Origin of the sequence: Bradyrhizobium sp. AZCC 1678 (assembly GCF_036924765.1) — a bacterium.
GTDB classification, from domain to species: domain Bacteria; phylum Pseudomonadota; class Alphaproteobacteria; order Rhizobiales; family Xanthobacteraceae; genus Bradyrhizobium; species Bradyrhizobium algeriense.
Map to the genome: position 1 here is coordinate 6,104,985 of NZ_JAZHSE010000001.1, position 13,027 is coordinate 6,118,011.

The 13,027-nt window shown below is 63.0% G+C and carries 11 protein-coding genes; 2 read left to right on the top strand and 9 right to left on the bottom strand.

Annotated elements, in window-relative coordinates; translation table 11 throughout:
* Positions 1-53: 53 nt before the first annotated feature.
* The gene (locus V1294_RS29365) at positions 54-449 is read left to right on the top strand and encodes an ACT domain-containing protein (protein WP_334504864.1); all 396 of its coding nucleotides are present in this window, start codon (positions 54-56) and stop codon (positions 447-449) included.
* Positions 450-1,185: 736 nt separating this feature from the next.
* Here the strand turns inward: V1294_RS29365 and V1294_RS29370 are convergent.
* The 5 genes from V1294_RS29370 to V1294_RS29390 all read right to left on the bottom strand — a co-directional run bounded on the left by V1294_RS29370 (position 1,186) and on the right by V1294_RS29390 (position 7,345).
* Positions 1,186-1,338 carry a hypothetical protein gene (locus tag V1294_RS29370; protein WP_190241690.1) on the bottom strand — a complete coding sequence of 51 codons (153 nt, stop codon included), beginning with the start codon at positions 1,336-1,338 and terminating at the stop codon, positions 1,186-1,188.
* Positions 1,339-1,498: 160 nt separating this feature from the next.
* Positions 1,499-2,965 (bottom strand): flavin-containing monooxygenase, encoded by a 1,467-nt coding sequence (locus V1294_RS29375; RefSeq protein ID WP_334502051.1) that lies wholly within the window; start codon positions 2,963-2,965, stop codon positions 1,499-1,501.
* Between the two features lie 222 nt (positions 2,966-3,187).
* The gene (gene ahcY, locus V1294_RS29380) at positions 3,188-4,615 is read right to left on the bottom strand and encodes an adenosylhomocysteinase (RefSeq protein WP_334478761.1); all 1,428 of its coding nucleotides are present in this window, start codon (positions 4,613-4,615) and stop codon (positions 3,188-3,190) included.
* Positions 4,616-4,741: 126 nt separating this feature from the next.
* Positions 4,742-5,935 (bottom strand): methionine adenosyltransferase, encoded by a 1,194-nt coding sequence (metK, locus tag V1294_RS29385; RefSeq protein WP_334478760.1) that lies wholly within the window; start codon positions 5,933-5,935, stop codon positions 4,742-4,744.
* 57 nt (positions 5,936-5,992) lie between these two features.
* Positions 5,993-7,345 carry a hypothetical protein gene (locus V1294_RS29390; RefSeq protein WP_334504866.1) on the bottom strand — a complete coding sequence of 451 codons (1,353 nt, stop codon included), beginning with the start codon at positions 7,343-7,345 and terminating at the stop codon, positions 5,993-5,995.
* 190 nt (positions 7,346-7,535) lie between these two features.
* Here V1294_RS29390 and V1294_RS29395 point away from each other — a divergent pair, with 190 nt between their 5' ends.
* The gene (locus V1294_RS29395) at positions 7,536-9,281 is read left to right on the top strand and encodes a caspase family protein (protein WP_334502052.1); all 1,746 of its coding nucleotides are present in this window, start codon (positions 7,536-7,538) and stop codon (positions 9,279-9,281) included.
* 117 nt (positions 9,282-9,398) lie between these two features.
* On the opposite strand, the gene V1294_RS29400 is transcribed toward V1294_RS29395, so the two are convergent.
* Genes V1294_RS29400 through V1294_RS29415 form a run of 4 tightly spaced genes read right to left on the bottom strand, consistent with a single transcriptional unit; the run spans position 9,399 to position 13,025 of the window.
* Positions 9,399-10,517 (bottom strand): cobalamin-independent methionine synthase II family protein, encoded by a 1,119-nt coding sequence (locus V1294_RS29400; protein ID WP_334502053.1) that lies wholly within the window; start codon positions 10,515-10,517, stop codon positions 9,399-9,401.
* Between the two features lie 18 nt (positions 10,518-10,535).
* Positions 10,536-11,252, bottom strand: a complete 717-nt coding sequence (locus V1294_RS29405; protein WP_334478753.1) for an ABC transporter ATP-binding protein — start codon at positions 11,250-11,252, stop codon at positions 10,536-10,538.
* Entirely contained in the window at positions 11,245-11,997 is a 753-nt protein-coding gene (locus V1294_RS29410; protein WP_334502054.1) for an ABC transporter ATP-binding protein, read from the bottom strand. Before V1294_RS29410 ends, V1294_RS29405 begins: the two co-directional genes overlap by 8 nt.
* On the bottom strand, positions 11,994-13,025 hold the full coding sequence (locus tag V1294_RS29415) for a branched-chain amino acid ABC transporter permease (RefSeq protein WP_334478751.1): 1,032 nt from the start codon (positions 13,023-13,025) through the stop codon (positions 11,994-11,996). Before V1294_RS29415 ends, V1294_RS29410 begins: the two co-directional genes overlap by 4 nt.
* Between the last annotated feature and the right edge of the window lie 2 nt (positions 13,026-13,027).

Below are 13,027 nucleotides of genomic sequence, written 5' to 3' on the forward strand. Positions count from 1 at the left end.
CAATCGTGCGCCCGGTGGCTGATGCGGGCTACTTGCTGAAAGAGCACACGACCATGCCGGGCGAAGGCAATCTCAAGACACTGAACATGAAGCCCGAGATGCAGGAAGGCATTTTCGTTTTTTGCAGCATTCCGGAAGACGAGGAAATTCCAGCCACGCTCAGGCCGGTGCACATCTTCCGTGAACGCGAAGGAACGGCTTTCATCGTACGGCGCGAGGAAGCCGAAGCTGCAGGGCTCCCCCATCAATTTGCATCGCAAATGATCACGCTGACCGTTCATTCCTCGCTTGAAGCAGTCGGCTTTCTGGCGGCAATCACCGGTCTATTGGCGGACGCCGGCATAAGCGTGAATGCCGTATCGGCCTTCTATCACGACCATCTATTTGTGCCGGAGCACAGAGCCAGCGAAGCGCTGCATCTTCTGCAAAACATGCATGATCAGACGTAGCAAAATCCTCACTACGGGCTGATTTGCTTCGCGCACAAGCGCAACTTTGTGCAGCACCTGCGACACGATGGCTCGACGGGCAAATCACTTAAGACCTGTCCAGCCCATCGCGCAAAAATATTCTGCTTTCGTTCTCACCCAAATCAGTCCCATAACTCCGCCCGTCTCACGGCGGATGAGGGGCGTTGGCCATCGTCACGAACGCGCGGTGAGATGCGATGGACGCGAGAGCTGCGACTGACGTGTGTGGCTTGAGCGTACGGCGAAGTCGTGTGGTTCGGGCGCCGCGGTGCTGGCGCTAAGTCCCAGGAGAAGCGAAGCTTCTCGGGGACGACGGAGGCAAAAGAGCCGTTCTCCGGGAAGAGCACGAAGTAAGCCGTAAAGCCATTGCGCAGGGAAGGCCGGAATGCTCCCGCTGCCCTGTATGCTCGTGTGCACTTTTGTTTGCGCAAATCGCACGCGAGACCGCGGGTGCAGCAAGCACCCGGTCTTCCCTGCGCCCTCTAAATTCTGGAGGGCAAACGAAGATGCAAACCTCGGGCGATCAGCGCCGCGAGAATACAAAACTATTTCCGCCGTCATCGTCCGCGAAGGCGGACGATCCAGTATTCCAGAGACGTCAGTGATTGAACCGAGAAGCCGCGGCGTACTGGATGCCCCGCCGGAGCCTGTCATCGGGCTCGCCGAAGGCGAGACCCGGTGGCGGGGTATGACGACCTTGGTATGGGGCGAAGCCTCAGCTCCGCAACGCCTGCAGACCCTTGAAGGTCAGGCGCTTGGGGTCCCTCACGCCGGCCAGATAGAATTTTCGGATGAAGGCTACGGCCGCTTCGCGGTCGCAATCGGTCAGCGCCACGATGGCATCGACGGCTATTCGCTGGGCGTCCATGGGCTTCCTCGTGCTGTCAGGGGCCACAAGCCACGCAGCGTATAGGGACGCCGGTTAATCCGGCGTTAACCGTGAGGGAACCTTGAACGATTCGCGCTCGCCTACGTATACGCGAAATAACGCATGGGGCGTCGGGACGCACCTCGCGCGGTGGAACCGCTCACGAATACTGCATCACCCCGTCGTCGACCTTGCCGTAGCGCAGGGTGACGATGTCGAGCGCATAATTCTGATACAGCCGCCACGGCCGCTTCGAGCCCTGCTTGGGCAGTTTCGCAATCGATCGCTGCACGTAACCGGAGGAGAAATCCAGCGACGGCAGTTCTGTGACGTCAGGATCGACATTATGCGGCACGCACTGCTTGTAGCCGTTGCGGTCCATGTAATTGATCAGCCGGCAGACATATTCGCAGGTGAGATCGCATTTCAGCGTCCACGACGCGTTGGTGTAGCCGAACGCCGAGGCCATGTTCGGAATGTCCGAATACATCATGCCCTTGTAGTTCAGCGTTCGCGCGAAATCGACCGTGCGGCCGTCGACGCTGACCTCGAGGCCGCCGAGCACCTGCAGGTTCAGCCCGGTCGCGGTGACAATGATGTCGGCCTCGAGCTCGCTGCCGTCCTTCAACTTGATGCCGCCCTTGGTGAAGCTGCCGATCTCATGGGTGACGACGGAGGCGCGCTTGTCCCGGATCGACTTGAACAGGTCACCGTCAGGCACCAGGCACAGCCGCTGCTCCCACGGATTGTAGCGCGGCGTGAAATGCTTGGCGACGTCGTATTCCGGCCCCAGCGCCATCTTGACGCCGCCGAGGATCAACTGCTTGGCGCGATCGGGCTTGCGGCGGCAGAGCTGGAAGAAATACATGCCGAACAGCACGTTGCGCCAGCGGATCATGTGATAGGCGAGTTTCGCGGAGAGATTCCGGCGCAGCTTGTTGGCGAGCGCATCTTCCGCCGGCCGCGCCACCACGTAAGTCGGCGAGCGCTGCAGCATGGTGACATGCGACGCGGTCTTGGCCATTTCGGGCACCAGCGTCACCGCTGTGGCGCCCGAGCCGATCACCACCACGCGCTTGCCGGCATAGTCGAGGTCTTCAGGCCATTTCTGCGGATGCACGATCCGGCCTTCGAAGTCAGCCGTGCCGGAAAATTCCGGCGTGTAGCCTTCCTCGTATTTGTAATAGCCCGAGCACATGAACAGGAAATTGCAGGTGAAGCGTACGATTTCGGTCGCGCCCTCACCCACCGTGCGCTCAGCCTCCACGGTCCAGCGCGCATCCGGCGACGACCACGACGCGCGCTTGACGCGATGGTGGAAGCGAATCTTCCTGTCGATGCCGTTGTCTACAGCGGTCTCGCAGACATAATTCAGTATCCGCGGCCCGTCCGCAATCGCCTTCGGCTCGGTCCACGGTTTGAACGAATAGCCGAGCGTATACATGTCCGAGTCGGAGCGGATGCCGGGATAGCGAAACAGATCCCAGGTGCCGCCGATGCAGTCGCGTCCCTCGAGGATCACGTAGCTCTTGCCCGGGCATTTCTCCTGCAGGTGATAGCCCGCGCCGATGCCGGACAGGCCGGCACCGACGATCAGCACGTCGAAATGTTCAGTTGCCTCGGTCATGGCGCTCTCCCTGCTGCCCGATCTAATGGGCAGCAGAGAGGAATTGCAACTCGCATTGTCAGGTTGCCGCGGCGATACAGGCTGTATCGGAATTTACGATTGAATCTCAACGATCACGGGTTGTGCGGCCAACCAGCAAAAAGCCCCGGATCGCTCCGGGGCTTGCTGAGGCTCTGGCATTTACGTCAGGACGACACCTGCAGCGGCGCACCCTGCCTGAAATCAATACCGGTAATGATCCGACTTGAACGGGCCTTCCGGCTTGACGCCGATATATTCGGCCTGGTCCTTGCGCAGCTCGGTCAGCTTGACGCCGATCTTGGCGAGATGCAGCCGGGCCACCTTCTCGTCCAGCGTCTTCGGCAGCACGTAGACCTTCTTCTCGTACTTGCCGTCCTTGTTGTTGGCCCAGAGCTCGATCTGCGCCAGCGTCTGGTTGGTGAACGACGCCGACATCACGAAGGACGGATGGCCCATGGCATTGCCGAGGTTCACCAGGCGGCCTTCCGACAGCAGGATGATGCGGTGCTTGTCGGGGAATTCGATCTCGTCGACCTGCGGCTTGATGTTGGTCCACTTCAGGTTACGGAGCCCTGCGATCTGGATCTCGTTGTCGAAGTGACCGATGTTGCAAACGATGGCGCGATCCTTCATCGCGCGCATGTGGTCGATGGTGATGATGTCCTTGTTGCCGGTCGCGGTGACGAAGATGTCGGCGCGCGGGGCGGCGTCTTCCATGGTCACGACTTCATAGCCTTCCATCGCCGCCTGCAGCGCGCAGATCGGATCGACTTCGGAAACCATGACACGGCAGCCGGCCTGGCGCAGCGAGGCGGCCGAGCCCTTGCCGACGTCGCCGAAGCCCGCAACCATCGCGGTCTTGCCGGACATCATCACGTCGGTGCCGCGGCGGATGCCGTCGACCAGCGATTCACGGCAACCATAGAGGTTGTCGAATTTCGACTTGGTGACGCTGTCGTTGACGTTGATGGCGGGGAACAGCAGCTTGCCTTCCTTCTCCATATTGTAGAGCCGGTGCACGCCCGTGGTGGTCTCTTCGGAAACGCCTTTGATGTTCTTGGCGATCTCGGCGAAGTAGCCCTTCGGCTTTTCCTTCAGGAGCTTCTTGATCAGCGCGAAGAACACTTCCTCTTCTTCCGACTCCGGCTTGTCGAGGAACTTGACGTCGCCGTTCTCGGCGCGCAGGCCGTGATGCACCAGCATGGTGGCGTCGCCGCCGTCATCGAGGATCATGTTGGGCGTGCCGCCGCCGTGCCAGTCGAACAGCTTTGCGGTGTAGTCCCAGTATTCGGCGAGCGTTTCGCCCTTCACCGCGAACACCGGAATGCCGGCGGCGGCGATGGCGGCTGCCGCATGGTCCTGCGTCGAATAGATGTTGCACGACACCCAGCGGATATCGGCGCCGAGGGCCGCCAGCGTCTCGATCAAGACCGCGGTCTGGATCGTCATGTGCAGGGAGCCGGCGATGCGAGCGCCCTTCAACGGCTGCTTCGGGCCGTATTCCTCGCGCGTCGCCATCAGGCCGGGCATTTCGGTCTCGGCCAGCGAGATTTCCTTGCGGCCGAATTCGGCGAGCGAGATGTCCTTGACGATGTAGTCGGTAAAGGCGGGCTTGGTGGGGGCGTTCATGAGAGCTTCCTGTTGTTGAGCTCGTCATTCCGGGTTGCCCAAAAGAGGCGAACCCGGAATCTCGACATGATGGAGGGGGATTCCGGGTTCGCTCGCAGTCGCGAGTGCCCCGAAATGACGCAAGAACTAAAGCGCGCGCTTGAGCGGTTCGACCAAGTCGGTCTTCTCCCAGGAGAAGCCGCCTTCATTGTCCGGCGTGCGGCCGAAATGGCCGTAGGCCGAAGTACGCGCGTAGATCGGCCGGTTGAGATCGAGATGGGTGCGGATGCCGCGCGGCGTCAAATCCATCGCCTGCGCAGCCGCCTTCTCGAGCTTGTCCTCCGGCACCTTTCCGGTGCCATGGGTATCGATATAGATCGACAGCGGCCGCGCCACGCCGATCGCGTAGGCGAGCTGCAGCGTGCAACGATCGGCAAGACCGGCGGCGACGATGTTCTTGGCGACGTAGCGCGCCGCATAGGCCGCCGAACGGTCGACCTTGGTCGGGTCCTTGCCGGAGAACGCGCCGCCGCCATGCGGGGCCGCGCCGCCATAGGTATCGACAATGATCTTGCGGCCGGTGAGGCCGGAGTCACCGTCGGGGCCGCCGATGTAGAACTTTCCGGTGGGATTGATGTGCCAGATGGTCTTGCCGTTGATCCAGTCCTTCGGCAGCGCCTCGCGCACATAGGGCTCGATAATGTCGCGAACCTGATTGGAGGTCAGGTCCTCGACCAGATGCTGGTGCGAGACCACGATCTCGCGGACGCCGACAGGCTTGCCATTCTCGTACTGTACGGTGACCTGGCTCTTGGAGTCCGGACCCAGCACCTTTTCGCGGCCGGAGTGGCGGGCTTCGGAAATCAGCCGCAGGATCTTGTGGGCGTAGAAGATCGGCGCCGGCATCAGATCCGGCGTCTCGTTGGTGGCGTAGCCGAACATGATGCCCTGGTCGCCCGCGCCCTCTTCCTGATTGCTGGGCTGCTTGGCGTCGACGCCCTGCGCGATGTCAGCGGACTGCGGATGCAACAGGATTTCAATGTCGGCGGTCTTCCAGTGAAAACCTTCCTGCTCGTAGCCGATATCCTTGATCGCCTCGCGCACGGTGTTTTCGATCTGCTCATTGGTGACCGAATCCGGGCCGCGGGTTTCGCCGGCGATCACCACCTTGTTGGTGGTGGCGAGCGTTTCGCAGGCCGCGCGGATCGCCCACGGATCGATGCCCGCCTTCGGACCTTCGCGGTAAAACAGGTCGACGATCTCGTCGGAAATCCGGTCGCAAACCTTGTCGGGATGACCCTCGGAGACCGACTCGCTGGTGAACAGATAGGACGCGCGCATCAACAACCCCTTGTTCCCGCCGAATGCCGGCGGCTGTTTGTGATCTATCCTGGAATGTCAGTCGCGACGGCGCGAAATGACGTAGGATTCGTCGTAAAACCAAAGCCCATTATGCTTGCGCAAAACCTCTCTGGTGGCATCGAGGGTTCGGCTGTTTTCTGTCATTTCCGTCAACCGGTCGTCTTCGATCTGGGCGACATACACCGCCGCATTCCACGCTGCAAAGGCCGTCGAGGTTCCGATCTGGCCGGTGACCTCGTTGGGCAGCGCTTCCATATCATAACGGAAGATGGAACGGTTATCGGCGTAGGCATTAAAGTTAAGGTCGCGCCCGGCCGATCCCAGCTCGTATTTCACCGCGCGCAATAGCTCATGACGGCTCACGGCGAAAGGATTTTCTCCCGGCCAGACCGATTGGATGATTTCCAGGCCCGGATCCTGCCCATGGGAGTGAATTCCGATCAAACGCCCCCCTGCCCGCAGAGCCCGGGCCAGCGGCGCGATGATCCGCTTGGCGCGGAAATTCACAGAGGATTTCGCCCGATAGGGCTGGGAAGCAATCACAAGATCGAAATTGGCCTCGGTCCGGCCCGCCCGGGGGATGATCGAATCAAGCAGGAACCGGTGGTCTTCCCGGTATACGACCAGCGCCACCGGGCGTTCATAGATCGGCATGCCCGATTTGGCGCTGATGTTGGCCCGCCAGTTTTGTTCCAGAAACGGCCCCAATTCGGCGATCTGTGTCTCGAATTCGCCCGAGGAGGCCCCCCGCAGGGCGACCTCGTGCCAGATCATTCCGGCGGCGGCCGCGGGAGAGGCCGGCGTCAGCCAGGGTGCCTCGGCGTAATGCATGTTGGTCAGGACGACGACGGTCGCCGGGTGCTCGAACAGCCGGTCCGGCACCTTGTCGAGCGTCAGGCGGACGTCCTCGAGGCTCAACTCCTTGCCGGCGATGTAGAACGGCATATGGGGGAAGCGGCCGTGCATCGAGCGCATCACCCGCGCCAGCACCGTGCCGTCGCCAACACCGGCGTCGAATACCCGCAGCGCCGGCGGGCGCGGGTGCAGGCTGGAAAGCTCCAGCGCCACCCGCTCCGCAATTACCCGCTTCTCGCTGCAGGTATGGACGAACAGCAGGTATTTCTGGCGGTTCTCGAAAAAGCGGAAATTGCCCCGCGGATCACGCTTCTCCGGCGGCACCTCGAGCCCGCGCGGCGGCGGGAGGGTGCCGGTGGACGCCGCGATATAGGCCTGGATGCGATCCAGCGTATCGATGGTGATGCGTTTGCCCTCGCGCAGCCGATGCACCAGCTTGCCGTCGTTGACCGACCGGCGGCCAAACGTCGTCTCCGCCATGTCGGAGTGGCGGCAGAAGTCGGTGATCTGGCTGAGAATTTGATCGTTCTTCATCAGGCGGGAGTATTGGGAAATATCGGTGGGCAACACCAAGTGACGGCAGCATCCTACCACGCCCTGCCCACCAAAAGAAACCCCCTACTGCCGGCGGCCGACGATGTAGCGCGGCCGGCCTTGAACCCCCGCTCCGCGGGGAGCAACAAAGCGGTATCCGCTATTCGCGACCGCCAATCACGGGGACCTGATGCGCCGCGCAATCCTGACGCTTACCCTGCTCGCCGCCGCGCTTTGGCCGGCGCCCTCCCTCGCCCAATCGCGCGCGCAACTTGGGCCGCTCTGCACCACCGACACCACGCCGGCCGATCAGCAGATCAACGCCTGCAACAAGATCATCGCGCTGAAAGTGTTTGCCGGCGAGAAGCTCGCGACCATCTATTTCTGGCGCGCGGTCGGCTGGAACAAGAAAGGCAACTACAATCAGGTGATCGCGGACGCCGGCGAATCCATCCGCCTGCACCCCAGCACCGCCACTTATAATCTGCGTGGCTCGGCCTACTACGACAAGGGCGAGGACGACATCGCGATCGCGGACTTCAACGACGCGCTGCGGATCGGGCCGCCGAGCGGCATCATCTTTCACAACCGCGGCAACGCCTGGCGCTCCAAGGGCGAATACGCCAAGGCGATCGCCGACTACGATCAAGCGATCAAGCTCGGCCCGCCGTCGGCCTTTTCCTGGCAGAACCGCGGTACCTCGAAACGCGCGCTCGGCGATCTCGATGGCGCGCTGGCCGACATCAACGAGGCGATCCGGCTCGACCCGGAATTGCCGCAGCCGTTGACCAGCCGCGCGGTGATCTGGCGCGCCAAGGGCGATCTCGATCGCGCCATCGCCGATACGACCGAAGCGATCCGGCTCGCCAAGGCCAAGGCGCCAGTCAATATCATGACGCCGCCCGGCAGTGTTCTGATCTCGGCCTATAGCCATCGCGCGCTCGCCTATGAGGCCAAGGGCGATTTCGACCGCGCCAGGCAGGATTACGCCGCGGCGCTCGAAGGCAAGGCCTCCGACGCCGGCAGCAAGGCAAACCAGGCCACCGCAAAGGTTCGCCTGTCGCTATTGTCAGAGACGGTGCCGCCGGCGCCACGAAATACACCTGCAGCACCGGCGCCGTCCGCCAGCAAAGCCGCGCCGGCTTCGCCGGTGGGCGCAGCGAGCCCGCACCCCGTAGCCGAGCAGCGCCAGCGCGCAGAGACCGGCAGGGAAACCAGCAGGCGCGTTGCGCTGGTGATCGGCAACGGCGCCTATGCGCGTGTCAGGGCGCTACCCAATCCGACCAACGATGCGCGCGCGATGGCAAAAAGCCTGCGCGACATCGGATTCGTGGTGACCGAAGGCACCGACCTCGACCGCACGGCGATGCAGGCGACCATCCGCGACTTCCTGCGCGATGCCGCACGGGCGCAGGTGGCGGTGGTCTACTACGCCGGTCACGGCGTGCAGATCGACGGCCGCAATTACCTGGCGCCGATCGATATCCAGTTACGGGCCGGCAGCGGCATGACGGAAGCGATGATGGACATGGATACCATCATGGCCGGCCTCGACGACCAGGTCCGGACCAACATCCTGATCCTCGATGCCTGCCGCAACAACCCGATGGCGCCGAAGCTGGCTTCTGCCGGTCCGGCCCGTGACATCGAGGCCGGATCGGGACTCGCCGCGCCGGCCACACTCGGCGCCGGCGCGACGTTAGGTGCGGGCACGCTGATCGCATTCGCAACGGCGCCCGGACAGGTCGCGCTCGACGGCGAAGGCGCCAACAGCCCGTTCTCGGCCGCGCTGACGCGCCACATCGGCACGCCGGGGTTAGAGGTGCAGCAGATGCTGACGCGGGTACGGGCCGAGGTAGTCGCGGCGACCAAGGGCAAGCAGGTGCCGTGGTCGAATTCGTCGCTGCTGGGTGAGGTTTATCTGGCGGAGAAGTGAAGACGGTTGCGCCGCCCTCACGGCGTCATTGCGAGCGCAGCGAAGCAATCCACCTCTCCGCACCGGGATAGATGGATTGCTTCGTCGCTGCGCTCCTCGCAATGACGGTTGAGAGACTTACTTCCCCCACACCTCGTTCGCTACTTCGACCGCGAGGCTGAGCTTGGCCCATTGCTCTTCCTCGGACAGGATGTTGCCTTCCTCAGTCGAGGCAAATCCGCATTGCGGCGAGACCGCGAGTTGGTCGAGGGGCGCGAACCTGGCGGCCTCTTCGAGGCGGCGCTTGATGTCGTCCTTCTTCTCCAGTTCGCCGAATTTCGACGTAATGACGCCGACCACGACCACCTTGTTGCCCTTCGGCAAATAGCGCAGCGGCTCGAAGCCACCGGCACGGTCGGAATCATATTCGAGGAAATAGCCGTCGTAATTAGTGCCGGCCAGCATGGTCTCGGCCACCGGCTCGTAGCCGCCGGACGAGATCCAGGTCGAGCGGAAATTGCCGCGGCAGACATGCGTGGTAACCACCATGTCGGCCGGACGCTCGGCCAGCGCATAATTGATGACGCGCGCGTAGATTTCCTGCAGGCCGTCGGGATTGTCGCCGCGCTCGCGCGCCTTCTGCAACTCTTCCTGCGAGCAGAGATAGGCCCACACGGTGTCGTCGAACTGCAGGTAGCGGCAGCCGGCGTCGTAGAATGCCTTCACCGCCTTGCGATAGGTCTTGCCGAGATCGAGAAAGAACTCCTCCAGATCAGGATAGACCTCCTTCGAGATCGACTTGCGGCCGCCGCGGAAATGCAGCACGGCGGGCGACGGGATCGTCATCTTCGCCGTGACGTGCGCGGTGTCGGCATGCTTCTTCAGGAAGCGGAAATGATCCAGCATCGGATGGTCGTCCGGGAAATCGAGCTTGCCGATCACGCGGACGGCGTCATGGCGGGTCTCGACGCCCGCGAACTGAATACCGGTCTCGGGGTGGAAGAGCTCGCAGCCGGTGAGCTTGGCCAGAAAATCGAAATGCCACCAGGAGCGGCGGAACTCGCCGTCGGTCGCGAGCTTCAGGCCGATGGAAGCCTGCTTGTGCACGACCTTTTCGATCTCAAGGTCCTCGGCCTTGCGCAAATCCTCCGCCGTGATCTCGCCCTTCTCCAGCTTGGCACGCGCTTCCTTGATGCGCGGTGGCCGCAACAGGCTGCCGACCTCGTCGGCGCGGAACGGGGGCTTTGTTCTCTGCATGGTTTTCACTCCCTAAATCTAGTGCGCGGCAGCGCCGGCGACGCCGAGATAGCGTTCGAGCACCGCGGGATCGGCCTTCAACGCGTGGCTTGGCGCATCATGCACGATTGCGCCGCGTTCCAATATCACAACCCGATCGGCCAGCCCCAGAATCTTTTGCGCATTCTGCTCGACGATGATCGAACAGATGCCCCCCGAACGGGTGATGGTGCCGAGCGCCCGGAGCAGTTCCTCGACGATGATCGGCGCCAGGCCCTCGGTCGGTTCGTCGAGCAGCAAAACCTTGGGATTGAGGGTCAGCGCGCGGCCGATCGCCAGCATCTGCTGCTCGCCGCCGGAGAGCTGGTTGCCGAAATTGCTGCGGCGTTCCTTCAGCCGCGGAAACATTTCGTAAACCTTGTCCACGGTCCAGGGGCCGGGCTGGGCCACCGCGGTCATGTTTTCCTCGACCGTCAGCGAGCGGAAAATATTGCGCTCCTGCGGCACCCAGCCGATCCCCGCCCGCGCCCGCTGGTCCGGCCGCATCGCCGTGATGTCCACCCCGCCAAGCGCAAGGTTTCCGCCGAAGCGGCGGGTGATGCCGACGATCGAATTGATCAGCGTGGTCTTGCCGGTGCCGTTGCGGCCGAGCAGCGCCAGCACCTGGCCTTCGCCCAGCGTCAGCGACATCGAGGGCAGCACGACCGCCTCGCCGTAGCCGGCGCGCAAGGCATCGATGGCGAGAAGATCAGACATCGGCGGCCTCACCGAGATAGACCGCCTTGACCTGCGGATCCCTGGCCACCTCGTCGGGCGGTCCCTCCACCAGCATGGCGCCGTTGACGAGGACGGAAATGCGGTCGGCGAACGAGAACACCAGATCCATGTCGTGTTCGATCAGCAGTACGGTGACGTCGCGCGGCAGCGCGGCGACCGCCGCCAGGATATCGTGGCGTTCGCTCTCGGGTACGCCGGCGGCGGGCTCGTCGAGCAGCAGCACGCGGGGCTTGGTCGCGATCGCGACCGCGATTTCGAGCAGACGCTGTTTGCCGTAAGGAAGCGTCGCGGTCAGGTCGTTCATCACGTCGAGCAGATGAAAGCGCCCGAGCGTTTCTGCTATCTCCTCGTTGACGTCGGCGCGCGTGCCCATCCGCCGCCACCAGTCGCCGCCGCGGCCGAGCCGTTCTGAAACCGCAAGCCCGATCGTCTCGAGTGGGGTCAGGTCGGCATAGAGCTGATTGATCTGGAAGGTGCGCGACAGCCCGCGCAGCACCCGGGCGTGGACCGGCAGATCGGTGATGTCGTTGCCTTCGAGCAGGATCCGCCCTCCATTGGGCTTGAGCACGCCGGTCAGGAGATTGATGACGGTGGTCTTGCCGGCGCCGTTCGGCCCGATCAGGGCGTGGCGGGCGCCCTGCTCCACCTGCAGCGACAGATCGCGCGTAACCTTCAAGCCGCCGAAGGATTTCTCCAGTCCCTTGGTTTCCAGCGCGATCGTCATGGCGCATCGCTTTCGGGAACGGCCACGACGGCCTTGCGGCCGAAGACCTGGCGGATCAACAGGTTCGGTCCCCAAAGCACCCAGCGATGGATGCGCTCGCGGCCCACCAGCACGATCACGACCAGAACGAGCCCGATCCAGAACATCCAGTATTGCGGCGTAATGGTCTGGAACAGCTCCTGCAGCATCTTGAACACGACCGCGCCGATCAGCCCGCCATAGAGATAGCCGGTGCCGCCGATGACGAGCACCAGCATCAGATCGGCCGAGCGCTCGAACGCGAACACGTCGAGCGAGGCCAATGCCGTAGTCTGGGTGAACAGCGCCCCGGCAATGCCGGCATAGAACGCTGCCACTGTATAGATTGCGATCAGGCGGCGGTTGACGGGTACGCCGATCGCGGACGCCCGCAGCGGATTGTTCTTGATCGCGCGCAGCGACAGGCCGAACGGTGAGTTCACGATCCGCCGCGCCAGCAGAAACAGCAGGAACAGCACGATCAGCGAGTAGAAGAAGCCGGTCTTGCCGAACATGTCGAACGCAAACAGGCCGAGGATCGGCTGCATCTCGATGCCTTGCAGCCCGTCGGTGCCGCCGGTGATGTTGGAGAACCGTTCCGCCAGCGCCTCCAGCAGCAGCGCGATGCCAAGCGTCACCATCAGCCGGGTCAGGTCGACGCCGCGGATGACGAGGAAACTCGTGAGAAAGCCGAGCACGGTCGCGATCAGGCCGGCCGCGACAAGCGCGATCACCGGCTCGTTGATGATGCCGTGCAGAGCCAATAGCCCCGCCGAATAAGCCCCGACGCCGAAGAAGGCGGCGTGCCCCAGCGAGACGATGCCGGCATAGCCGAGGATCAGGTCGAGCGACAGCGTGAACAACGCCAGCCGCACGATGTCGGTCATGATCAGATAGCGGGAGGGAAACAGGAACGCGCAGGATGCCGCGAGAATCCAGAATGCGATTTCGGCGGGGCGCCAGCGGGCGCGGGCGATGGCATGGGATGAGACGTCGGTTACTGCGGTCATCG

What these genes read in the sequence shown, in the direction of transcription:
- V1294_RS29365 (WP_334504864.1), top strand. Translation starts at nt 54, where the DNA reads ATGCCGGGCGAAGGCAATCTCAAGACACTGAACATGAAGCCCGAGATG.
- V1294_RS29370 (WP_190241690.1), bottom strand. Translation starts at nt 1,338, where the DNA reads ATGGACGCCCAGCGAATAGCCGTCGATGCCATCGTGGCGCTGACCGAT.
- V1294_RS29375 (WP_334502051.1), bottom strand. Translation starts at nt 2,965, where the DNA reads ATGACCGAGGCAACTGAACATTTCGACGTGCTGATCGTCGGTGCCGGC.
- ahcY (WP_334478761.1), bottom strand. Translation starts at nt 4,615, where the DNA reads ATGAACGCCCCCACCAAGCCCGCCTTTACCGACTACATCGTCAAGGAC.
- metK (WP_334478760.1), bottom strand. Translation starts at nt 5,935, where the DNA reads ATGCGCGCGTCCTATCTGTTCACCAGCGAGTCGGTCTCCGAGGGTCAT.
- V1294_RS29390 (WP_334504866.1), bottom strand. Translation starts at nt 7,345, where the DNA reads ATGAAGAACGATCAAATTCTCAGCCAGATCACCGACTTCTGCCGCCAC.
- V1294_RS29395 (WP_334502052.1), top strand. Translation starts at nt 7,536, where the DNA reads ATGCGCCGCGCAATCCTGACGCTTACCCTGCTCGCCGCCGCGCTTTGG.
- V1294_RS29400 (WP_334502053.1), bottom strand. Translation starts at nt 10,517, where the DNA reads ATGCAGAGAACAAAGCCCCCGTTCCGCGCCGACGAGGTCGGCAGCCTG.
- V1294_RS29405 (WP_334478753.1), bottom strand. Translation starts at nt 11,252, where the DNA reads ATGTCTGATCTTCTCGCCATCGATGCCTTGCGCGCCGGCTACGGCGAG.
- V1294_RS29410 (WP_334502054.1), bottom strand. Translation starts at nt 11,997, where the DNA reads ATGACGATCGCGCTGGAAACCAAGGGACTGGAGAAATCCTTCGGCGGC.
- V1294_RS29415 (WP_334478751.1), bottom strand. Translation starts at nt 13,025, where the DNA reads ATGACCGCAGTAACCGACGTCTCATCCCATGCCATCGCCCGCGCCCGC.